21 protein-coding genes are annotated in these 19,969 nt (G+C 70.0%); 5 read left to right on the forward strand and 16 right to left on the reverse strand.

Annotation, left to right across the window (positions count from 1 at the left end; genetic code table 11):
* Positions 1-29 precede the first annotated feature (29 nt).
* The 3 genes from ACWDAS_RS23680 to ACWDAS_RS23690 all read right to left on the reverse strand — a co-directional run bounded on the left by ACWDAS_RS23680 (position 30) and on the right by ACWDAS_RS23690 (position 2,752).
* A complete protein-coding gene (locus ACWDAS_RS23680) occupies positions 30-551 on the reverse strand; it encodes a hypothetical protein (RefSeq protein WP_450394280.1) in 522 nt (173 codons plus the stop codon).
* 148 nt (positions 552-699) lie between these two features.
* On the reverse strand, positions 700-1,833 hold the full coding sequence (locus ACWDAS_RS23685; protein ID WP_450394179.1) for an SRPBCC family protein: 1,134 nt from the start codon (positions 1,831-1,833) through the stop codon (positions 700-702).
* A gap of 4 nt (positions 1,834-1,837) precedes the next feature.
* Positions 1,838-2,752, reverse strand: coding sequence for a histone protein (locus ACWDAS_RS23690; RefSeq protein WP_450394182.1), 915 nt, complete (start codon positions 2,750-2,752; stop codon positions 1,838-1,840).
* A gap of 491 nt (positions 2,753-3,243) precedes the next feature.
* Between ACWDAS_RS23690 and trhA the strand changes: the two genes are divergently transcribed.
* The 3 genes from trhA (at position 3,244) to ACWDAS_RS23705 (ending at position 6,413) form a co-directional block, all read left to right on the forward strand.
* Positions 3,244-3,900, forward strand: a complete 657-nt coding sequence (gene trhA, locus ACWDAS_RS23695) for a PAQR family membrane homeostasis protein TrhA (protein WP_450394185.1) — start codon at positions 3,244-3,246, stop codon at positions 3,898-3,900.
* A gap of 391 nt (positions 3,901-4,291) precedes the next feature.
* Positions 4,292-4,747 carry an SRPBCC family protein gene (locus ACWDAS_RS23700; protein ID WP_450394187.1) on the forward strand — a complete coding sequence of 152 codons (456 nt, stop codon included), beginning with the start codon at positions 4,292-4,294 and terminating at the stop codon, positions 4,745-4,747.
* Between the two features lie 343 nt (positions 4,748-5,090).
* Positions 5,091-6,413 carry a PP2C family protein-serine/threonine phosphatase gene (locus ACWDAS_RS23705; RefSeq protein WP_450394189.1) on the forward strand — a complete coding sequence of 441 codons (1,323 nt, stop codon included), beginning with the start codon at positions 5,091-5,093 and terminating at the stop codon, positions 6,411-6,413.
* 71 nt (positions 6,414-6,484) lie between these two features.
* Here the strand turns inward: ACWDAS_RS23705 and ACWDAS_RS23710 are convergent, their stop codons facing one another.
* From ACWDAS_RS23710 to ACWDAS_RS23730, 5 genes are all read right to left on the reverse strand, one after another.
* Positions 6,485-7,093 (reverse strand): alkaline shock response membrane anchor protein AmaP, encoded by a 609-nt coding sequence (locus ACWDAS_RS23710; protein WP_450394191.1) that lies wholly within the window; start codon positions 7,091-7,093, stop codon positions 6,485-6,487.
* A 20-nt stretch (positions 7,094-7,113) separates the two neighbouring features.
* Positions 7,114-7,791, reverse strand: a complete 678-nt coding sequence (locus ACWDAS_RS23715; protein ID WP_450394194.1) for a DUF6286 domain-containing protein — start codon at positions 7,789-7,791, stop codon at positions 7,114-7,116.
* 67 nt (positions 7,792-7,858) lie between these two features.
* Complete coding sequence (locus ACWDAS_RS23720) at positions 7,859-8,125, reverse strand: Asp23/Gls24 family envelope stress response protein (RefSeq protein ID WP_450394196.1); 267 nt, start codon at positions 8,123-8,125, stop codon at positions 7,859-7,861.
* Between the two features lie 137 nt (positions 8,126-8,262).
* Positions 8,263-8,454, reverse strand: a complete 192-nt coding sequence (locus ACWDAS_RS23725) for a hypothetical protein (protein ID WP_450394198.1) — start codon at positions 8,452-8,454, stop codon at positions 8,263-8,265.
* 92 nt (positions 8,455-8,546) lie between these two features.
* On the reverse strand, positions 8,547-9,035 hold the full coding sequence (locus ACWDAS_RS23730) for an Asp23/Gls24 family envelope stress response protein (RefSeq protein ID WP_450394201.1): 489 nt from the start codon (positions 9,033-9,035) through the stop codon (positions 8,547-8,549).
* A 149-nt stretch (positions 9,036-9,184) separates the two neighbouring features.
* Between ACWDAS_RS23730 and ACWDAS_RS23735 the strand changes: the two genes are divergently transcribed.
* Positions 9,185-9,817 carry an RNA polymerase sigma factor gene (locus tag ACWDAS_RS23735; protein WP_450394204.1) on the forward strand — a complete coding sequence of 211 codons (633 nt, stop codon included), beginning with the start codon at positions 9,185-9,187 and terminating at the stop codon, positions 9,815-9,817.
* The gene (locus ACWDAS_RS23740) at positions 9,808-10,491 is read left to right on the forward strand and encodes an Asp23/Gls24 family envelope stress response protein (RefSeq protein ID WP_450394207.1); all 684 of its coding nucleotides are present in this window, start codon (positions 9,808-9,810) and stop codon (positions 10,489-10,491) included. The genes ACWDAS_RS23735 and ACWDAS_RS23740 overlap by 10 nt, the downstream gene beginning before the upstream one ends.
* A gap of 454 nt (positions 10,492-10,945) precedes the next feature.
* Here ACWDAS_RS23740 and ACWDAS_RS23745 read toward each other — a convergent pair whose 3' ends face one another.
* From ACWDAS_RS23745 to ACWDAS_RS23780, 8 genes are all read right to left on the reverse strand, one after another.
* On the reverse strand, positions 10,946-11,347 hold the full coding sequence (locus ACWDAS_RS23745) for a hypothetical protein (protein WP_450394210.1): 402 nt from the start codon (positions 11,345-11,347) through the stop codon (positions 10,946-10,948).
* Positions 11,348-12,190: 843 nt separating this feature from the next.
* Complete coding sequence (locus ACWDAS_RS23750) at positions 12,191-12,793, reverse strand: TetR/AcrR family transcriptional regulator (RefSeq protein WP_450394213.1); 603 nt, start codon at positions 12,791-12,793, stop codon at positions 12,191-12,193.
* Positions 12,794-13,005: 212 nt separating this feature from the next.
* Positions 13,006-13,527: a hypothetical protein gene (locus tag ACWDAS_RS23755; RefSeq protein WP_450394216.1), complete on the reverse strand. Its 522-nt coding sequence runs from the start codon at positions 13,525-13,527 to the stop codon at positions 13,006-13,008.
* 118 nt (positions 13,528-13,645) lie between these two features.
* A complete protein-coding gene (locus ACWDAS_RS23760) occupies positions 13,646-13,999 on the reverse strand; it encodes a DoxX family protein (RefSeq protein ID WP_450394219.1) in 354 nt (117 codons plus the stop codon).
* Between the two features lie 118 nt (positions 14,000-14,117).
* Positions 14,118-16,160: an acetoacetate--CoA ligase gene (locus tag ACWDAS_RS23765; protein ID WP_450394221.1), complete on the reverse strand. Its 2,043-nt coding sequence runs from the start codon at positions 16,158-16,160 to the stop codon at positions 14,118-14,120.
* The gene (gene mhpA, locus ACWDAS_RS23770; protein WP_450394224.1) at positions 16,157-17,794 is read right to left on the reverse strand and encodes a bifunctional 3-(3-hydroxy-phenyl)propionate/3-hydroxycinnamic acid hydroxylase MhpA; all 1,638 of its coding nucleotides are present in this window, start codon (positions 17,792-17,794) and stop codon (positions 16,157-16,159) included. Before mhpA ends, ACWDAS_RS23765 begins: the two co-directional genes overlap by 4 nt.
* A complete protein-coding gene (locus tag ACWDAS_RS23775) occupies positions 17,791-18,729 on the reverse strand; it encodes a fumarylacetoacetate hydrolase family protein (protein ID WP_450394225.1) in 939 nt (312 codons plus the stop codon). The genes mhpA and ACWDAS_RS23775 overlap by 4 nt, the downstream gene beginning before the upstream one ends.
* On the reverse strand, positions 18,726-19,871 hold the full coding sequence (locus ACWDAS_RS23780) for a VOC family protein (RefSeq protein WP_450394228.1): 1,146 nt from the start codon (positions 19,869-19,871) through the stop codon (positions 18,726-18,728). The genes ACWDAS_RS23775 and ACWDAS_RS23780 overlap by 4 nt, the downstream gene beginning before the upstream one ends.
* Positions 19,872-19,969 lie beyond the last annotated feature (98 nt).

Consider the following 19,969-nt stretch of genomic DNA (forward strand, 5'->3'; position numbering starts at 1 on the left):
TTCGATGTGCTGTGCCGGTGCGGACCCTGTCAGGCCCGGGCGTGGTACCGCTCACCGCCGTCGGTGAGCAGTTCGTCGAACAGGGCGCGGTAGTGGACCAGCGCGCCGCGCAGCTGTTCGGTCGTGGCCTGGTGCCGGATGCTGAGACCGTTGACTTCATGGGCGGCCCGGTAGTGCTCCACCGACAGGTCTTTGACCTGCTGTTCAAAGTCCTCGGTCGGGTAGCCGCGCTCGCGCATCAGGGAGCCCACCAGGCTGTCGGCGTCGTGGACGGCACCCTCTGGTCGGTCAACGAACTCTTCTTGCACGCTGGCCCAGTCCCGCGCGTAGCGGTCACGGACGCCGCTCGGCAGGGGCTTGATGTCCAGAGAGTCATGACGCTTGGCACGTGCGGCAAGGTCCCGCTCGTCCTCCCTTCGACTGCCCACGCACGGCGTGCGACCACTCCGATTCGAACCTGGTCGAGTGGCGCGGCGGCCCAGCGGTCTGGTGACGCGGGGGGCGAGTTCGCTCCGGGGCCGTGTCTCCACATGTGCGAAGCCGCATTCCAGGATTCACCTCGCCCCCGGCACAGCCAGGCTGGCCTCGTGGCATGCCGCCTGACCGTGTACCCGCCGTCGGGGAGTGGCGGCCGCCGGGTCCGGCTCGACGATCACATTCAAGGATGCCCGCGACTGCCGCGCCCGCCAGGAGGAGCGATCACGCGCTCTGCTCTTCGTCCTCCTCGCCCTCTTCCTCATCGCCCTCTTCGTCCTCGGGGTACTCGCCTTCCTCTTCCTCTTCGTCCTCGGGGTACTCGCCTTCCTCTTCCTCTTCGTCCTCGGGGTACTCGCCCTCTTCTTCCTCGGGGTACTCGCCCTCTTCTTCCTCTTCGTCCTCGGGGTACTCGCCCTCTTCTTCCCCTTCCTCTTCCTCTCCCTCTTCGCCCTCTTCGTCCTCGGGGTACTCGCCTTCCTCGTCGTACTCGCCGGCCCCCTCCGGACCTTCCTCCTCTTCGGCGGCCTGTTCCTCTTCCTCGATGGCTTCCTCGTGGGTACGGACCACCTCACCGTCGCGAATTTCGCCGCGCCAGCCGTCCGCTTCCTCGTTGGTCAGGGTCACGTAACGCTGGAAGTGCTTGAAATCGAGACGCAGACGCCGCCCTTGGGCACGCCAGATGTTTCCGGTCTTCTCGAAAAGGCCGGAGGGGTAGTACTCGACCACGAGCACAATCCGAGTGAGGCTGGGCGCCAGTTCGTGGAAGCTGACGCAGCCCCGCGTGGTGCCCTTGGCGCCCTCCGAGGTCCACACGATGCGCTCGTCCGGCACCTGTTCCTGCGTCGTGGCCTTCCACCCGCGGGTCGACGGGCCCACCTTGACCTTCCAGTCACTGTCCGCCTCCTTGCCCCGTGACGCACTGCGGACGCCCTTGGTGAAACTGCTGAACTTCTCGTACTGAGTCCAGTGGTCGTAGGCGAAACGCAGCGGCACACCTACATCCAGCACTTCGACCATGTTCATGACCTTGGTAGTGCCGGACTTGCGGCCCTTGCCGCCTCCGCCGCCGAACACCCCCTTGACCTTGTCGACGACGTTGTCCTTCACGCTCTTCGCCTTCTCGCCGATCAACGCCTTGATCGGCGAATCGCCTTGGAGCATCCGCAGACCCGCCTTGGGGAGGACGCCGCCGCTCTCCGCCACACCCGTGAGGCCACTGGTGATGTCACCCAGTTTGTCGCCGGCCTTGCCCGCCAGGTGCTCCACCTGGGCGCCCAGGAAGCCCTTGAACGCACCGCGCAACTGGTCCAGCCCCGAGCCCTGCTCGCTTCCGGTGTCAGGTGCCGTGTCGACCATGGGTCTACCTCCGCCGCCGTGGGGATGCCTTACTTGCCGTCGTCTTCTTGGCTGCCGTCTTCTTGGCTGCCGTCTTCTTCGCGGCGGTCTTCTTCGGCGGAGCCGTGGACTTCCTCGCCGCTGATGTCTTCTTCGCGGGAGCTGTCGTCTTCTTGGCCGCCGTCTTCTTCGCGGGAGCCGACTTCTTCGCGGGAGCCGTCTTCTTGGCCGCCGTCTTCTTCGCGGGAGCCGCCTTCTTGGCAGGTGCCTTGCGAGCAGTGGCCTTCTCAGGACGACGCTCACGTCCGCGAGCGCGCCGGGCGCCCCCGTCGTGGTCCTCGTCCGGCTTCCGTGCTGCGCGACGCCGCCGGGGCGCGGGCTTTTCCGGCTCTTCCTCTTCTTCCGGCTCTTCTTCTTCCTCCCTCGGCTCCTCTTCAGGTTCTTCTTCCTCGTCCTCTTCGTACTCGCCCTCGGCTCCCTCCCCCTCTCCTTCGGGCTCTTCCTCCTCCGGCTCCTCCTCTTCCTCGTACTCGTCCTCCGGCTCTTCTTCTTCCTCGTCCTCTTCGTACTCGCCCTCGGGTTCCTCCCCCTCTCCTTCGGGCTCTTCCTCCTTCGGCTTTTCCTTGCCCTTGCCTATGCGCTCGGTGCGCTGGTGCAAGGAGTCGGCCAGATCGGCGAGTTTGCGGTCGGCCACTGCGCTCAGCGCCTTGCGCCCTGCTTCGAGGGCCTCGCCGCGGAGCTGCTCGTTGAGGTCGGCGAACTGGGGAAGCTCGCGCAACCTCTTGACCCCCTCCGTCAGCAGCTGTTGCGGTTCCAACCCGAACCGACGGCCGGCCAGGTAGGTCGCCATCCCGAAGGCGACCCGCCCCTTCTTCGTCCGGCCAAGGACATATCCGCCGAGAACCGCGGCGGCAAGAGCGATCTTGGGTACATCAGCCATCAGATTTCCCTTCGAACAGACTGCCGAGCAGACGCTCCGACTGACGCCCACCGGCCCGAAAAGGTGGGGGGGGGGCTCCCTCGCATCGGCGAAGCGGCCGAAAGGGGTAGCGGGCACTGGCCGCGCTGTGAGTTCCGCTCTTTCAAGTCTGGGTGGTGACGTCAGCGGACGCATGCGGGGAGCAGAACGAGAAGGAGCCTCCGCAGCCCCTCGGCGCGATGCCGAACTGATTACGCCACATGATCGACGCAGGCCGTCCGCGGTTCGTGTCGCCGTGCCGGTCTCACGCGCCGACGTGGACGGGCCCCTAGCATGGGTGTATGCGCGCAAATGACGCCCAGCGGCCCCAGGGCCAGCCGGACTTCACGGCCCGCGCCAGGCCCACCGGTAAAGTTCCTGGTCACACCGCAAACGGAACGCACGAACACGCGAACGGCCTCGCCGAGGCAGCAAGATACGGAGCCGCAGGAGCCGCCCACCAGGTCGGCAACATGGTGGATGCTGTCGCCGAGGCGATGGAGCCGCTGAAACCGAGGCTCCGCGGCTGGTTGCACGCCGGAATGTTCCCCGCCTCGCTGATCGCCGGCATCACCCTCATCTGCCTCGCACGCACACCCCAGACGGCGCTCGCCTGCGGCATCTACTCCGCCTCCGCGTGGCTGCTCTTCGGCACCAGCGCGGTCTACCATCGCGGCACGTGGGGCCCTCGCGGGGAGGCGGTCCTGCGGCGTATGGACCACGCGAACATCTTTGTGATCATCGCCGGCACCTACACACCCCTGACCGTGCTCCTGCTTCCCCAGCACAGGCGAGCCGTGCTGCTGGGGCTGGTATGGACCGGTGCCCTGGCCGGAGTCGTCTTCCGGGTGTTGTGGGTGGGAGCCCCCCGCTGGCTCTACACCCCTTGCTACCTTGCACTGGGCTGGTCCGCCGTCTTTTTCCTGCCGGACTTCATGCACGTCGGCGGGGTGGCCGTGGTGACCCTGATCGTCGCCGGCGGGCTTCTCTACACCGCAGGCGCAGTGGTGTACGGAACGAAGCGACCCGACCCCTCTCCGCGCTGGTTCGGATTCCACGAGGTCTTCCACACCTTCACCCTGGCCGCTTTCACGACCCACTACGTGGCGATCGCCCTGGCTGCCGTATAACCGCCTCGGGCGGTCGGGCGGCGCCCGGCAGCACGCTGCCACCGGGTCCGCTCGAGTCGCCCACCACGACCTTGCGAGTCGGGACGGATGCCGGCGAACCACAGGAGTTCCAGGAACTCAGGGGGCCGCCCCTCCACCATCGTTTGACCTGCGGTTCCCGGCGTGCGCGGCGGGGCGCGTGGAGCGTAGCGTGGAAAGTGTCCGGCCGGGGGCGTGTGAGTTCCCCATGAGGCCCGGGCCCCAACGGGGCGGGTGCACGCTGACTGCAGCGTTGCCCCCACTCGCGTGCCCCGGCCGAGGCCGCGCTGACAGCACTTGGGTGTACGCCTTCACGCAGGAGTGGACCCTCGGGCCCGCTGACCAGCAGTGACGAGCCCTACGGGAGGAGTTCATGGCCGTACAGCACCGTTTGGTGGGCGGATCTCCAGAGGAGGTGTGGGCCGTCCTCGCCGACGGTTCGCGCTACGGCGAGTGGGTCGTTGGCCCCTCGCATTCCCATCAAAGCGACGGCCAGTGGCCGCACGTCGGGTCTTGTATCGAGTACGGCGTGAACGTGGGACCCCTGGTGGCGGAGGGAAAGCCGATTGTGCGCATCTGCCGGCCGCCCCGACAACTGGAACTGGAAGCCGATGCCGGGTGGCTCGGCACCGCTCGCATCGCGATCGAGCTCCGCCCGTGGGGGGAGGACACCCTGATCATCCTCGACGAACATCCGCTGCGCGGCCCTGGCGGGTTCCTGCACAATGCGGCGCTTGACGCACTGATCCAGCTCCGGCACCGCAGCATGCTCGGCAGGCTGGCCGACGCCGTGGAAAGCAACGTCGGCGAGCGGGCGAAAGCGAGCTGACCCGCAGGCAGTCGAGAGGGTCAGGTTCAAGCGAGGGGCCAGCAGTACGCGCCCGGCTCGCCTGCGCTCATCCGTACTCGCCGCGTCATCAACCTGTCTCTGTCCGAAGGGATGAACGCGAACCTCGATACGGCCGCACCGACGCCCCGTAGCAGCAGTTCGTCTTCCGTAACCTCCCTGGCACGGGACGTTCTGAGCCGCGGGACTCTTTTGGGCGGTCCTTCTTCGAACGTCGAATGGCGGCACCCCTGGTGACTACCGTTGTCAAGTGTTCCGATGACGGCCTGAGTTCATTCCGGCGCCGTCTGATCTACCGGAAGCAGTCTTGGCGGAAGGGAAGGGTATGCACGAGGGCATAGCGTTCCCTGGCGGGTTGCGGCCCGATGGCCTGCCTGCGGCACTGTCCGATCGACGGCGGCTCGCGGCGCTGGAGGCGACCGGGTTGCTGGACACCGGCCCGGAGGCTGCTTTCGACGACATCGCCCAACTGGCGGCCACGGTGACCGGTTGTGGCCGCGCCTTCATCACGCTGGTCGACGAGCGCCGATCATTCTGGCTGTCCTGTGCCGGGGTGGACGCCGAGGAGGCTGCGGAGCGGCAGAATCCGGTCGGGGAGAGTTTCTGCTCCTTCCTTGTCGGCCTGGGCGGGGACCCGTTCGTGGTCGAGGACGCCGCTGCCGACCCCCGTACGAGCGGTCATCCGTCGGTCACACGGATGAAGATCGGGGCCTGGGCGGGGCACCCGATCCTCGCCCCGGGCGGGGAGGTCCTCGGCAGCATGTGCGTGGTCGATGAGAATCCGCGCGTCTGGCGGCCCGAGGAACTGAGCGCGCTGGGCACGATGGCCCGCGCCGTCAGCAATGAGATCAACCTCCGCACCTCGCTGACCACCGCCCAGGACGCCCTGGAGACCGCCAACGCCCTGGCCCGCAGCCTCCAGGACAGCCTGCTGCCGCCGGTACTGCAGAAGGTGCCCGGCCTGGAGACGGCCGCCACCTATCTGCCCGCAGCCGGCGGCAGCACGGTGGTGGGCGACTTCTACGACCTGTTCCACGCCAAGGGACCCTGGTGGTGCACCGTGATGGGCGACGTGTGCGGGAAGGGCACCGAAGCGGCCAAGGTCACCGCCCTGGCCCGGTACACCCTGCGCGCCGAGGCCACCCAGCACATCTCCCCCGCCTCCGTCCTCGCACACCTCAACTCCGCCCTCATCGAGCAGCGCCAGGGTGAACGGTTCCTGACCGCCGTGTACACCACCTTCCGCACCACACCCGCGGGCGTCGCGGGGCGGCTGTGCACCGCGGGACACCCCCCGGCCCTGATCCGCCGCGCCAACGGCCGCGTCCAAGAGGTCGGCCGGCGCGGAAGCCTGCTCGGCGTCCTCGCCGACGTGAACCTCACCGACGTCCCCTTCCGACTCGCCCCCGGAGACGCCCTGCTCTTCTACACCGATGGCGCCACCGAGGCCCGCGCCCGCCGCACGGACTCTTCCGGTGCCCGGCCGCAGTTCGGCGAAGACGCCTTGGCCGCCGCCCTCGCCGACTGCCGGAAAATGGATGCGCAGGGCATCGTCACCCACCTCGGCGACCTCATCGCCGAGCACACCGCGGACTGGGCCAGCGACGACACCGCTCTCCTCGCCCTACGCGTCCCCCCGCGTCCCTGACCCGCACAAGACATACGGCGGGCCGCCTCGGCAGCGCCGTTCACGTACTCAGGGCACCGGATGACGGCGCTCTATTCGACGCGGCGCGCTTGGTGCCGGCCGACGTCGAAGCGCGCCCGGGTGGGCAGGTCGGTCAACCCGGTGCAGTCGCGTGCCTTCGCCACGGGACCGTGACACAGCGCCTGCAGGACAGGGGCGGGCGCGCCGTGATCGGTCAGCGTGAGCGCCACGTGGAGTCGGGGGTGCGCGGGGCGTCCGGTGATGTGGGCGCTCGCGTGCTCGACGTCGGTCAGGGCACCGGCTTCGGCGCTGACGGCGTCACTGAGGGCGCTGCCGCGCAGATCGACGCCTTCGGGCGGAGGGGTTCCGCCCAGGTGTACTGACCCGGGCCGGTGGCGACGCACCTGGGTGAGCAGCCACAGGGCGGCCAGGACGGTTGCCAGGGTGAGGCCGGCGATGACGGCGGGCCACCACCACCAGCCTTGGTCGCTCCAGCGGATACGGTCGGCGTCGCTGAGCAGGACGTCGTTGTGCGTGGTCAGCGGCCAGTCGGCGGGCGGGACGAGGTGAAGCCGGCGGTAGAAGTCCAGTCCGGCGGTGAGGATCAGCAAACCGCCACCCAGCAGCACCAGGCCACTGATGGCCAGGAGGAGGCGGTTGAGCACGGTTCGGCCGTTCATGGCGCGCTCCCGGGGCGGGGTCAACGGGTGTGGTGTCGTATACGGATCGCCAGCCGTGGGGCATGCGCCAGAGCGAGCTGGCGGCACTGGTCCTCCAATGCCTTGCCGAGGTCGTCGCGGACGGTCGCCGGGTCGCGGAAGCGGACGTCCGCGCGTGCGATGACGCGGCGGCGTCCGACCCGGACCCGGGCTCGGCCGACGCCGGGAACCCGCATCGCGGCGTCGCGCAGGATCAGTTCGGCTCCCCGGCGGTCCAGCCACGCCCGAAGCCCGGCACAGCCGTCGGGTGCCCGCAGCGGCAGCAGTCGGCGCAGGCCGGGGGTGAGCGCGAGGACGAGCAGCCACAGGCCGAGGACGACGGCAACAGCGGCGCCGAGCAGCAGCCACAGGTCGTCGACCGGGCGGCTTGCCATCTCGTCGGCGAGGCGTGTGCGCCACGCCCCGGCGCGATGTCCGGCGCGCACCGCGATCACGTCGTACAGCGCCACTGCGAAGGCGCAGAGTGCCACCAGAGCCACCAGGGCGGCTGGGATGCGGCGTGCCGACCACAGGCGGGGGGACCTGGGCCCCCGGCCGTCACGCGGCGGCGGCCTGGTCGCGGGAGCGCGGACGTCGGGGCGGCCCGAGTCTGCGGCTTCCTCGGTTTGGGGCTGCTGGTCGTGACGACCGTGCGGGGCGAGGCCGGATGGGATGGTCATGGTGGCGTCCTTCGTCAGTGCGAGATGCTCGGCGGGTCGTGCGGTGGCGGCACTGGGGCAGCGGGGGTCACTGAACGCGGTCCGGTCCGCCGGCGGTGGCCAGGCGCCGAATGGTCAGCGTGACGTCGCGGACGTCCAGGCCGGTCAGCTGGGCGACCCGTTCGGCGATCTCGCGTTGCAGTTGCCGGCAGGTGACGGCGATGTCAGCGGGGTATGGAAGGTCCACCGACACCGCCAGCTGCGCCGTCCCGCCGTACGTGGTCGCGCGAGCGCCGGATACGGTCAGCGCGGCATGGGCCGGGCCAGTGAGCCGGTGCAGGGCTGTGCGTGCCACTCTTGCCGCGATGCGGGCCACGACCCGGTCGGGTATCACCGTCGCACCACGCGCGGCGGGCGGCAGGGGGCTCTGCCCGTCGCCCCGATACCTGCCGCGGGGGTGCTCGGATGCCGCGGCGCTGTGGGTGGTGGTGCTCACCGCTGCCGCCGGGTGAACTCGTCCCGTTGCCGCCGGGTGAACACGTCGGCGTCGCCCTGCAGGACGAGACCGACGACCAGGCCCACCGCGCCCAGGACTGCTACCAGGAGGAAGGCCCAGAAGCCGCCGAAGTAGCCGGCGAATCCCAGTGCCATTCCGGCTGCCAGACCCACTGTTGCTGTATTCATCGCTCACTCACCTGTCCCACGGGGCGTTCGCTGCCGCCGCCGGTGCGCTCCGTCCTCCCCGGTGGGAGGGGAGCGCCGCCCGCTGCCGGTGGTCATTGGACGCGGCCTTCGGCCGGCTCGACTTCGTCTTCCTCGTCGGGCAGGTTCACGTCGTCGACGACGAGGTTCACCTCGACGACCTCAAGACCGGTCATGCGTTCCACGGCGGAAATGACGCTGACGCGGACCTCTGCTGCCACATCGGGGATGGCGTAGCCGTAGTCGACGACGACATCGAGGTCGAGCGCGGCCTGGCTCTCGCCCACTTCGACCTTCACTCCGCGGGTGACGCCGCTGGTCCCGCCGCCGGGGACGCGTTCGCGCATTGCACCCATGGCTCGGGCCATGCCCGCGCCGAGGTTGTGGATCCCGGGTACCTCGCGGGCGGCAGTCCCCGCGATCTTGGCCACGACGCCGTTGGCGATGGTGGTCTTGCCCCGCGTTTCGGGGGAGGTGTCCGCGCCGGTCGGCCCCTTCAGCATGGTGCCGGTCCCGGTGGAGCCGTTCTGCCCGGTGGAGGAACGGTCTGCGGTGTCCGTCATGGCAGTCGCCTCGATCAGTTGCTGCGGGCACCGGTACGGCGCCCGTCACAGTCTTGGACACATCCGGCAGGCAATTCGTCACGCATATGCGCGAACCGGCATCACCCCTGTGAAGTCGGGAACGCGTAACGCAGGGAGGAGGTGCGGTCATGACGTACAGCGCCGGCCCCTCCGCGCACCGAGCAGCCCGACCCGGCTCACCGCCGGGTCCCCCTCCCCCAGGCCCGGCCGGCGGCCTGCCGTCCGCGCCGGACGATCTGCTGGCGACCCGGGCCGGCGAAGGCGACGAGGAAGCCTTCGCGATCCTGGTGCGGCGGCACAGCCGCCCTCTGCTCGCCCTGGCCTTCCACACGCTGGGCAACCTGCAGGACGCCGAGGACGCCGTCCAGGACGCGTTCATCAGCGCCTGGCGGCGCCTGCCCGAATTCCGGCACGCCTCGGCGTTCAGGACCTGGATGTACCGCATCACCGTCAACCGCTGCCTGAACTCCCTGCGCCACCGGCCGTCGCCGGTACCGTTGAACTCGGTGGCCGAACCCGCCGCCCCCGGTATGCGCAGCTCGCCCGCGCGGGCAGCCGAACAGGACGCCCTCACCGACGCTCTGGCCGGCGCGCTCGGCGCGCTGGAACCGCAGCAGCGGGTCTGCTGGATCCTGCGGGAGCTGCACGGGCTCCGCTACGCGGAGATCGCCCACGTGACCGGCGCCACCGAGCAGACGGTTCGCGGGAGGTTGTACCGAGCACGACGAACCCTGAAGGAGGCACTGGGCCCATGGCGCTAGACGACCATCACCCCCGGCCTCCGGCCCCCGGCCGCCGGCAGGCGTCGGCAGACGGGCTCCCGCTCGACGAGGTCCGCCTGCATACCGGCGACGAGGTGCTCACCTGCGGGCGAAGTCTCAGCCACGCCTGGGAGCAGGCCCGGGATATGGGCCTGTCCGCTGACCCCCACGTCGCCGGTTGCCCCTACTGCCGCGACGCCGTCGAGGGACTGGCCGCGCTGGACGCGGCGACGACGGCCCTGCGGCAACAGGAACCACCCAGCCCGCAAGACCTCGTCGCCCGCGTCATGGACATCGTCCGGAACGAGGTACGGCTGGGGGCGATGCTGCCCCTGGGCGACCCCACGCGCACCCTGCGGATCGCCGAACACACCGCGGCCACCGTGCTGCGGCGCGCAGCGGACTCGGTTCCCGGCGTCACCGCCGCCAGCTGCCGCATCACGCGAGCCGGCCCGGGCACCGGCGTACGCGTGGCCATTACCCTGGCTGCCGGTCTGGACCGTGCTCTGCCCGAGACGGCCGAACTGGTGCGTCGTTCGGTAATGGACACCGCCGACCACACCCTCGGCATGTCGGTGACAGCGGTCGACGTCACAGTAATCGAAGTACACCACGCAGCCTGGTCGCCGAGCCCTTCAGCGGCCTCCCGCAGTGGTCCGGACGGCGCCCCATGACCGGCTGCGATCCTGCCGGCATTCGCCGGATCGCCGCTGAGGCCGCACTGGCGGTCCGCGGGGTGGTCGCCTTGCAGCCCACCCTCGCCAGCCGTCTCGCGCAAGCCGCCTCACGCGCGGTTCCAGGTGCGGCAGACAGCAGGTTCACCCCGCCGCTGTCGGGCATCCGAGTCGTACATGACCCGGACGACTCCGGCTGGCGGGTAGAGGTGCGCTGCGTCCTGGCCGAGGGTCACCGAGCCGTGGACGTCGCCCGCACGGTCCACGACCGGACCCGGGCGTCCCTCATCCCGGTCCTCCGAGCCCATGGGAATTCCGAAGCCCTCGCTGTGACCGTCACGATCACCCGCATCGCGCGCACACCTGGGTGACATTCCGGCGGCCGGCGTTTCCGTCCGTGGATTCCGGCCGGTGCGGCCATCACCGCTGGCTGCAACGGCGGCCGCAGAAGGGTCTACGGATTCCTCTCCCTCTTCCCACGCGAAGACCCGGCCGACGGCTCCTGCGGATCCACCCCGGTGGATTCCGAAGCGTCCTCACTCCCGCTGGGACGCCCGGAGCGGCCACGAGGCCCCGTGTCGTGGATCCCCTTCTTGCCGGACTTCCCAGACCGCTCCTCACCCCTGCGGGAGATGTTTCCGACCGGCGTGCCCTCCAGTGAGTCCTCGATGTCCTTCTGACTCGGCTCGCGGTTCTTCCCGCCCGGCGCGTAGGTGTCCGGGTGGAAGGAGCGATGCGCGCTCGGATTCTCCTCCTGACGGGTCGCATCCACATCCTGAGACCATCCGTGCTGGTCATCACCCTTGAACCGGATCGGACCCTCACCCTGTCGCCCCTGGCTCTGCTTCTTCGTCATGGCAGCTTCCCTTCACCAACCCCCGCGAGGTAATTTGCCCCATTTGCACGCATGCCCAATATTCGACACTCAACCGGATGGGCCCCCACCGGCGCGACGGAGGAACGTCGCCACCGGCAAGCGCCGCGACTGGGCATTCAGAGACCGAACCACGGACTCAGCCTCTGGATCCGTCGCGTACGGCACATCAGACGCTCATCACCCCTTTGGCAGATAACACGCCGGCCGGAGCTTCGTTGAGGGAGGTGTGAGACACGCCCAGGAAGATGCGGAGTGCGGGAGCCGCACCGCGACAGCCGCGGTGACCGCGGCATTCCGTGCCGAGGTGCTGCGCAACGCCTTAAGGGAGCGGGCCGAGCAGGAGATCTTGCAGCGACTCGGGGCTACGGTGAAAGCGGCGCTGTCAGCCGGGGTGGACCGGTGAAGGGATCCCGCACGGGAGACCCGTCGCCGGCCCCGAATGAGGCCTTCGAGGCGTTGCTGACGGGGATTGCGCGGTTTGTAGCGGGTGTGCCGCAGCACGCGGAGCAGGATGCGGCGCGACGTACCGAGACCGCACCGGTGCAGTATCCCTTCGCGCAAGAACGATCATGGGGCCCGCATGCCGTCCGTCCGGCCGTACGGGCCCCAAGCGACGAACCTCCGGGCAGTGAGCAAGGATCCGCCGTCTTGTGAACGACGCGGCACCCGAACGGTCACCGGGTCTCGTTTCGCCAGCGCAGCCGATTGCCGACCACACACAGTGGGCGCCGCCGCGGATCCGCCTGCCGTTCGTGTCCCGGGCTGGTCGCGTCCTCCGGACTATCGGGACCTGGAGTGCAAGGCGCGCAGCACGGTCAGCGATCAGCTGGCACTGGTGCCGAGCGCCGCCAGCACCACCGCGTCGATGTAGCGGTGCATGAAGGCGGCATCGGCCTCCACGTCCTCCAGCAGACGTCGGGCCACCACGGCGCCAAGCATCATGTGCGGCATGAAGTCGGCTGCAGGCACGTCGGCTTTTATCTCCTCGCGGTCGGCGGCTCGCCCCAGCAGTTGTCGCGCTCCGGTCAGCTTGGGCTCGACCAGGTGCTGGCGCATCGCCTCAGCGAGGTCGGGATCAACGGCGAAGGCGTGGGCCAAACCCCGGATCAGCGGGATATCCACGGCCGAGCCGTCGCCGATGCGATCGGCGAGCTCGTGCAGGTCGCCGGGGAGCGAACCGGTGTCGACGTTCTCGACGTGGACGGCCTTCCCGCGCCTGAGCGCGGTCGCGACCAGTTGCGGCTTGCTCCTCCATCGACGGTAGAGGGTCGCTTTGCTGGAGCGGGTGCGGACGGCGACCGCGTCCATCGTCAGCGCGTCGTATCCCACCTCGCGCAGCAGGTCGATCACCGCGTCGTACAGCTCCTGCTCCCGTTCGGGCGTCAGCCGAGTACGGCGCGCCGGTGCGCTCGAGTCCGTGGTCACTTCCGTGCTCCGTCTCTCGTCCCCTGCGAAGCGGCTTCGCATCAAACCGTCAATGGGGATGTAGTGGCGTCCTTTTGTGGTGCTGCAGATCACGTGGGGGGTGCGCCCGGGTGCACCGGGTGCACCGGGTGCGCAGCCTTCGCCCTCTTCCCCAGGCCTACCAGCGCTGCCGGCAAACGGCCTTCGCCGCACACGCCGCTGGGCAGGCGGTCTCAGCGGGGCAGCGGGACAGCCACGGGTTCCGCCTGACCGTCCCATTTCACCCAGACCTCTCCCGGGAGTGGGTGTCCGAATGTGGGAACCATCAGGAACTGCAGCGACTCGCCGGGCCGTACGGTCGCGTTCTCGGGCAGGTTGCGCACGATGGCTGTCGTTCGTCTGCGCTCAAGATGTACCCCGGTAGCGGTCGACGCGCCCCAGTTCCGCAGCAGGTAGGCGTGTGCTCCGCGGCGTTGAAGGTCCCATCCCACCTCGGGGCGGCCCGACGGGTCAGGTGTGGCGAGCGGTTGCAGGGGCGTCGTGGCGTTCTGCGACTGCGCGAGCAGCTTCAGGGCTTGGGCCAGGTTGTCTTCGACGGCGATGGCTCTGCGCTCGGCGGCCTCAACCTGTGCCTGACTGGCGATGTTGGCTTCTTCGCCGATTTGCGCCTGGCGCTTTGCGTCGCGGCGTGTCGCCAGAGAGATGAACAAGGTGATCACGATGCCGACCCGGGTGGCGACGTTTCCAGTTTGCATGTCGGTACACCAAGGCGGTGATGTTCCGCCTTCCTTCTCACGGTTACTGATGGTCAGGACGTGGTGTCGTTAGCGCCTGAGGAGCCATGGAGTGGGTGAGGGGGGCGCCGCGCCGGGTTCACGACATGGTCCCGGCGAGAAGCGCGAGGTACCAGGCGATCAGTGCCGCGCCAACCACTGCGGGAATGAGCTTGGGCAGCCTGTCGCCATTGCGGACATGCGTTGCCACAGCGCCGGCGAGAAGCAGTAGCAAACCGGTGGCGGCCAGGGCTCCGAACAGCGGCACGACGGGGCCGAGGGTCACGCCGACGGCGCCTGCCAGTTCCAGGGCTCCGATGACGCGGTAGCCCGTGGTGCTGAAGCCGGCGTGCGCGGCCATCTTGGGCATGGGGCCCAGGGCCAGCATCTTGGCCATGCCCAGCAGGGCGAAGATCAAAGCGATGAGGCAGAGCAGGACGGTGGGGAGATTCACGCGAGGGCCTTACCGGTGTGGGGGCGGGTGGATGCGGGCGTGTGCTCACCGGGGGAAGCGCGCTGCTGCGGGCTTGGGGGTCGGCCCTGCTGGTCTCCGGCGCGGCATGTCGAGGACGTCATCGGCTGCTCCCGGCGTCGTGGTCCGTGGGTGTGATGAGGCCGCGCTGCCGGCGGCGTTCGGCGCCCAGGCGGGCGAAGCAGGCGACCAGGTCGGGGTTGTCGACGGCGGCGGGGTTGAGGACCTGCTCGACCGGGGCGCCCTGGAGGATGCGTTTGACGGGGACCTCGAGTTTCTTGCCGGTCTTGGTGTGCGGGATGGCCGGCACGGCGAGGATCTCGTCGGGGACATGGCGCGGTGAGGCGCCGGCGCGGATCGCGTCACGGATCTTCTCGCGCAGGGTGTCGTCCAGGGTCACGCCGGGCGCGGGGACGACGAACAGGGGCATCCAGTAGCCGCCGTCGGGTTCCTCCGCGCCGATGACGAGGGCCTCGGTGATCTCGGGGAACCCTTCGACGATGTCGTGGATGTCGGCGCTGCCCAGGCGTACGCCGTTGCGGTTGAGGGTGGCGTCGGAGCGGCCGTGGACGATCACCGAGCCGTGGGAGGTGAGGGTGATCCAGTCGCCGTGCCGCCACACGCCCGGGTAGGTGGCGAAGTAGGCGTCGTGGTAGCGGCTGCCGTCGGGGTCGTTCCAGAAGTACAGCGGCATGGACGGCATGGGCCGGGTGACGACCAGTTCGCCGACCCGGTCGCGGACCGGGGTGCCTGTGGCGTCGTAGGCGGCCAGTGCCACGCCCAGGTTGGGGGCGGACAGCTCCCCCGCCCACACGGGGCTGGTGGGGGCGCTGCCCGCGAAGCCGGAGACGACGTCGGTGCCGCCGCTGGTGGAGGCCAGCTGGACGCGGGACCCCACGTGGTCGCGGACCCAGGGGTAGGCGGAGGCGGGCAGGGCGGAGCCGGTACAGCCGATGACGCGGATGGCCGACAGATCGTGCACGGAGGGTTCGATGCCGAGCTTGGCCATGGCCAGCAGGTACTGGGGGCTGGTGCCGAAGACGGTGACCTTGTGGCGGGCCGCCAGCTCCCACAGGATGCCCGGACGCGCATGCGGCGCGGGGCTGCCGTCGTAGGTGCAGGTGGCGGCGCCGGTCAGCAAGGTGGAGACCACCAGGTTCCACATCATCCAGTGGGTGGTCGTGTACCACATGAGGCGGTCGCCGCGGCCGAGGTCGGAGTGGAGGGCGAGGGTCTTGAGGTGTTCGAGCAGGACCCCGCCGTGCCCGTGGACGATGCCCTTGGGCAGGCCGGTGGTGCCGGAGGAGAAGACGACCCACAGGGGGTGGTCGAAGGGCAGCGGGGTGCAGGCCAGTTCCTCGGTGCGGCCGGCGGCGTCCTGCCATGGCACCGAATGACCTGTGTGCCTGTCCTCGGGCCAGACCAGGCCCACGTGGCTCACGAGCACCGTGCCCTTCAAGGAGGGCAGGGCGCGGGCCAGTTCGAGGGAGGCGGCGCGGCGGTCGTGCGTGGTGCCGTTGAACAGGTAGCCGTCCGCGGTGATGAGCACCGCCGGTTCGAGCTGGGTGAAGCGGTCGGCGGCGGCCTTGGGAGCGTAGTCCTGGCCGCACACCGACCACACCGCGCCCAGGCTGGCGGTGGCGAGGAAGCCGATGACGGCGTGGGGGGTGTTGGGCAGGTAGCCCACCACCCGGTCGCCCTGCCGCACGCCCAGGTCGCGCAACGTGGCCGCAACGGAGGCGACTTGGGCACGCAGCTGCGAGCCGGTGATCTCGTAGCCGGTTCCGGTCTCGTCCAGCGCGATGATCGCGGGAGCGTCCGGGTGCAGGTCGCGCAACGCGTGGTGGGTGTAGTTGAGGGTGGCGCCGGGGAACCAGCGGGCGCCGGGCATGGTCTCCGCGGCCAGCACCTGCTCGTACGGCGTTGTCGCATCGATGGCGAAGTACTCCCACACCGCGGCCCAGAACCCTTCCAGGTCGGTGACGGACCACCGGTACAGGGCCTGATAGTCGGTGGGGTCCTGGGCGCCCTCGCCCTCGGCGCCTTGGTACCGGGCGGCCCGCCGGGCGAAGTCCGCGATGCGGCTGCGGGCGGCCGCCTGCGGTTCGGGGGTGAAGAAGGGGCGGGGGTGCGGGGTGGTCATGAGGTGGCGCTCCTTGGCAGGGGGACGGCCGGGCCGTCCGCGGCAGGCGGGGCCGTGCGCAGCAGCGGTGCCCAGGCGGTGGTGCCGGTGAAGTTCCCGGTGCCGGCGGGGACGGTGTCCATCACGATGCGGTCCGGGCGCAGCAGGACGGCGTCTGCCCGGCCGCTTGCCAGCCAGGAGGCCAGGGTGCCGTCGTCGCCCAGGGCGTCGGCGTGGAGGGTGTGTGCACCCAGTGCGGTGGTCACGGCCGTCATCTGGGGGGTGGGCGGCACGGTGGTCAGGAGGGCGAAAGAGGTGCCCAGGAGATCGTCGAGGCGCCCGCGTCTGCCTTCGTGCAGCACCCAGGGTTGCGGGCTGTAGGTTCCGGCCAGGACGCGGCCGGTCAGTCGGCGGCGGCGCCGTACCAGGGGTCCGGCTTTCAGGGCGGGGCTCAGGTCTCGGCTGATGGTCCGGGTCACGCCGGGGATGCGGCAGGCGGCGCCCACCAGGGTCCGGCGGATCGCCGCGGCGTGGTCCTGGCCGCCGGTCATGGCCCAGCCGACGGTGACGGCGAGGCGGATCATGTGGCGGGCGTGCGGTTTGCGTTCGTGCTCGTAGGTGTCCAGCAGTGCTTCGGGGGCTTCGTGCCGGAGGACGCGGGCGAGTTTCCAGGTGAGGTTGTGGGCGTCGCGCAGGCCCGCGCACAGGCCCTGTCCGATGAAGGGCGGGGTGAGGTGGGCGGCGTCGCCCAGCAGGAAGATGCGTCCTTGGCGCCACCGGTCGGCCAGGCGGGCCCGGAAGGTGTACTGCGCCTGGCGTATCACTTCGAAGTCGCCGTCCCACGGGGCATCGGAGGACAGGTCCACCCACGGGGCGACCAGCTTGCGCAGACGTTGGTTTCCGTCCGGGCCGTCCAGGTGCTCGTCTTCGGGAAGCCGGAACTCCCAGCGGTAGCGGTCCTCGCCGACGCGCATGAAGGTGGCCGGCTGGGTGGGGCAGCAGATCTGCTCGGCGCCCTCCCAGGTGCGCACCTGGCGGCTGGTGCGCACGTCGATGACGTTCCAGCGTTCCTGGAAGCGCAGGTCGTCCCAGGCGGCGTCGATGGCGTCGCGGGTGAGACTGCTCGCGCCGTCGCAGCCGAGGACGGCATCGGCCCACAGGTGCTCCTCCTCGTCGCTGCCGTCGCGGCGGAAGGTGACCCGGACCGGGCCCGTGGGACCGTGGTGTCCGCTGGTGTCCTGGGTGAGGGAGGTGACCTCCGTCCCGGTCCACAGCTCGCACTCGGGGTGGCGGCCCAGGGCGTTGCGCAGCAGGCGTTCCAGCTCGGGCTGGTCGAACATGCTGGTCTGCGGGAAGCCGTGGTGTCCGTGCGGGGACCGCGGGAGTTCGGCGATCAGGCGGTGCCGGGCATCCAGCAGCCGCAGCCCCCGCCCGGGGCGGGAGATGGCGGCGAACTCCTCGTGGATGCCGACACTCTGCAGGATCCTGCGGACCTCGTCGTCCACGACGACGGCGCGTGGCAGGGGGTAGATGTCCTGGTGGCGTTCCAGGACGAGGCTGCGCACGCCGTGGCGGGCGAGGAGGAGGGCGGCCGTGACGCCCACGGGCCCGGCACCGATGATCACCACCGGTCTCCGGGATGCGGTGGCGCTCACTCGGCGTCCGCCACGGGGGTGTGCTGCTCGCCGAGGTCGATCCGCCCGTCGGGGGTGGCGATCGTGGCGGTGATCAGGTCCCCCTGCCGCAGGTAACGGGGGTTCTTGGCCTGGCTGTTGAAGAATGCCTTCCATTTCCGTGCGGGCGGCAGCAGCGCGCCGATCTTCTCGACCGCCTTGGGCGGGGCCTTCAGGGCGGTGCCCCCGGGCGTGCCGGTCAGCAGCAGGTCGCCCGGATCGAGGGTCTGGAAGCGGGCGAGCAGGGTGAGCGCCTGCGCGGGCCGGACGATCATGTCGGCCAGCGTGTGGTCCTGGCGCGGTTCGCCGTTGACCGACAGTCGCAGTCGCAGGTCGAGCAGGTGGGCGAAGTCTTCGGGTTCCAGCAGGGCCAGGTGCGGTCCGGTGGGTGTGAACGTGGGGTACGACTTGCTCTCGTAGAACTGGGTCTTGGTCAGCTGGACGTCTCGGGCGCTGACGTCGTTGGCCAGGACGAGTCCGGCGACATAGCGCGGCAGGTCCCGCTCCTCGACGACGGTGCCCACGGGGAGGGGGGCGCCCAGGACGAGGCCGAGTTCCACCTCGTAGTCGAGGAACTTCACGTGCGCGGGCCGGACGATCGTGTCGTGCGGGCCGCTGACCGAGCCGGACGCCTTGCGGAAGAAGGTGGGCGGGATGTCGCCGGTGAAGCCCGAATCGCGGGCGTGACTACGGTAGTTGACCATCTGGGCGATCACCCGGCAGGGGGTGGTGACCGGAGGAAGCACTACCAGGTCGGCGACGGGCGTGCCGCTTTGTGTGGAGGCGGCGGCCTCGCGGACCGCGTCGCGGTCGGCGAGCAGCTCGGCGGTGGTGGCCGCCTTGGTCCCGATCCGGACGGCACGCTCGTTGCGCACCGCCCACCAGCCGTCGGGGGTGCGCACGACGTTGGTGCTCATGAGTTCATCGCTTTCATCAGGCCCAGCAGGCGTGCGGGGTCGAGTTCGTTGTCGCCGCGCAGCGCCTTGAGGACCTCGCGGAGCTTGGCGGGGGACGGGTTCGTGCCCAGGAAGTCGCGGGTGGCCGACGGGCCCCACTGGGCCAGGCCGCTGGCCGACATCGGCGCCCACCCGGGCTCGACGTCACAGGAGAACAGGTCGCCGTCGGCGAAGTGCTCCAGCATGAAGCGGTCGGGGTCGCGCCAGTAGTCGAACAGCTGGCTGCCCTGGATGTGCCGGCCGATGCCCCAGCTGCGCCGGTAGCCCCGCTCGGCCAGGTACTCCCCACCGGCGGCGATCGCGTCGAGGTCGGTGACCTGGTAGGCGGAGTGGACGTAGCCGGCTCCGGGCCCCAGGTGCATGGCCAGGGTGTGGTGGTCCACGGCCGTACTGCCCTGGTCGCAGCGGATGAACGCCATGGTCGGCCCGCGCTCGCGCTGCCCGTCGAGGAACAGGAAGTCGGACACGATCAGCCCCAGGGTGTCCAGGTACCAGTCCAGGGCGCGGGCGAACACCGGCGTCTCCAGGACCACATGGCCCAGCCGCTGGATACGGGACGGCTCGCGGGGCGGACGCTGGGTGGCGTTCGTACGGCGGTGATCGGTGCCGAAATTCAAGGTCAGCGGGTGCTGCTCGGGCAGCGCGGGCAAAGCTTCGGCGCAGTGGACGACGCGGACCGGCATGCCCGAGGGGTCGGGCAAGGAGACCGACTGTCCGCCGCCGGGTACGTCGGCGTCCTCGACGGTGCCGCCGGTGGCGCGGGCCAGCCGGCCCACGTCGGCTCGCTCGGCCGCGCGGAATGCCGGCCCGATGAAGCGGGAGGCGCGCCCACGGCGGATGACCATGCACGGTGAGCCGGCGAAGGTGCCGCGCAGCCACAGTTCCCGCTCGGTGCGGGCGGCGATCGCGAACCCGAAGTCACGTGCGAACACCTCGGCCCGGTCCAGGTCCGGCTTCTCGAACTCCAGCCACGCCAGGTCCGCCACCTTGATCACGGGATTGCGGGCGCGCCCGGGGTGCTCGCCGCGCAGAGCGCCCCGCTCGCTGTGGAGGTCCTGGTGGGCCGTCGGCGGGCCGGCCTTGTTAACGGGAGTTTCGGACATGGTGCCCTCCAAGCAACACAGCTGTAATGAGGAAATCATCAACTTTGAAGAAGTCGTCGTCAATAGTGTGACGCCAAGGAACTGATGAATACATCAGA

The organism is Streptomyces sp. NPDC001070, assembly GCF_053598835.1.

Bases quoted from the DNA above. Each gene is read 5' to 3' on its own strand.
- ACWDAS_RS23685 (WP_450394179.1), bottom strand. From the start codon at position 1,833: ATGGTCGACACGGCACCTGACACCGGAAGCGAGCAGGGCTCGGGGCTG.
- ACWDAS_RS23690 (WP_450394182.1), bottom strand. From the start codon at position 2,752: ATGGCTGATGTACCCAAGATCGCTCTTGCCGCCGCGGTTCTCGGCGGA.
- trhA (WP_450394185.1), top strand. From the start codon at position 3,244: ATGGTGGATGCTGTCGCCGAGGCGATGGAGCCGCTGAAACCGAGGCTC.
- ACWDAS_RS23700 (WP_450394187.1), top strand. From the start codon at position 4,292: ATGGCCGTACAGCACCGTTTGGTGGGCGGATCTCCAGAGGAGGTGTGG.
- ACWDAS_RS23705 (WP_450394189.1), top strand. From the start codon at position 5,091: ATGCACGAGGGCATAGCGTTCCCTGGCGGGTTGCGGCCCGATGGCCTG.
- ACWDAS_RS23710 (WP_450394191.1), bottom strand. From the start codon at position 7,093: ATGAACGGCCGAACCGTGCTCAACCGCCTCCTCCTGGCCATCAGTGGC.
- ACWDAS_RS23715 (WP_450394194.1), bottom strand. From the start codon at position 7,791: ATGACCATCCCATCCGGCCTCGCCCCGCACGGTCGTCACGACCAGCAG.
- ACWDAS_RS23725 (WP_450394198.1), bottom strand. From the start codon at position 8,454: ATGAATACAGCAACAGTGGGTCTGGCAGCCGGAATGGCACTGGGATTC.
- ACWDAS_RS23730 (WP_450394201.1), bottom strand. From the start codon at position 9,035: ATGACGGACACCGCAGACCGTTCCTCCACCGGGCAGAACGGCTCCACC.
- ACWDAS_RS23735 (WP_450394204.1), top strand. From the start codon at position 9,185: ATGACGTACAGCGCCGGCCCCTCCGCGCACCGAGCAGCCCGACCCGGC.
- ACWDAS_RS23740 (WP_450394207.1), top strand. From the start codon at position 9,808: ATGGCGCTAGACGACCATCACCCCCGGCCTCCGGCCCCCGGCCGCCGG.
- ACWDAS_RS23745 (WP_450394210.1), bottom strand. From the start codon at position 11,347: ATGACGAAGAAGCAGAGCCAGGGGCGACAGGGTGAGGGTCCGATCCGG.
- ACWDAS_RS23755 (WP_450394216.1), bottom strand. From the start codon at position 13,527: ATGCAAACTGGAAACGTCGCCACCCGGGTCGGCATCGTGATCACCTTG.
- ACWDAS_RS23765 (WP_450394221.1), bottom strand. From the start codon at position 16,160: ATGACCACCCCGCACCCCCGCCCCTTCTTCACCCCCGAACCGCAGGCG.
- ACWDAS_RS23775 (WP_450394225.1), bottom strand. From the start codon at position 18,729: ATGAGCACCAACGTCGTGCGCACCCCCGACGGCTGGTGGGCGGTGCGC.
- ACWDAS_RS23780 (WP_450394228.1), bottom strand. From the start codon at position 19,871: ATGTCCGAAACTCCCGTTAACAAGGCCGGCCCGCCGACGGCCCACCAG.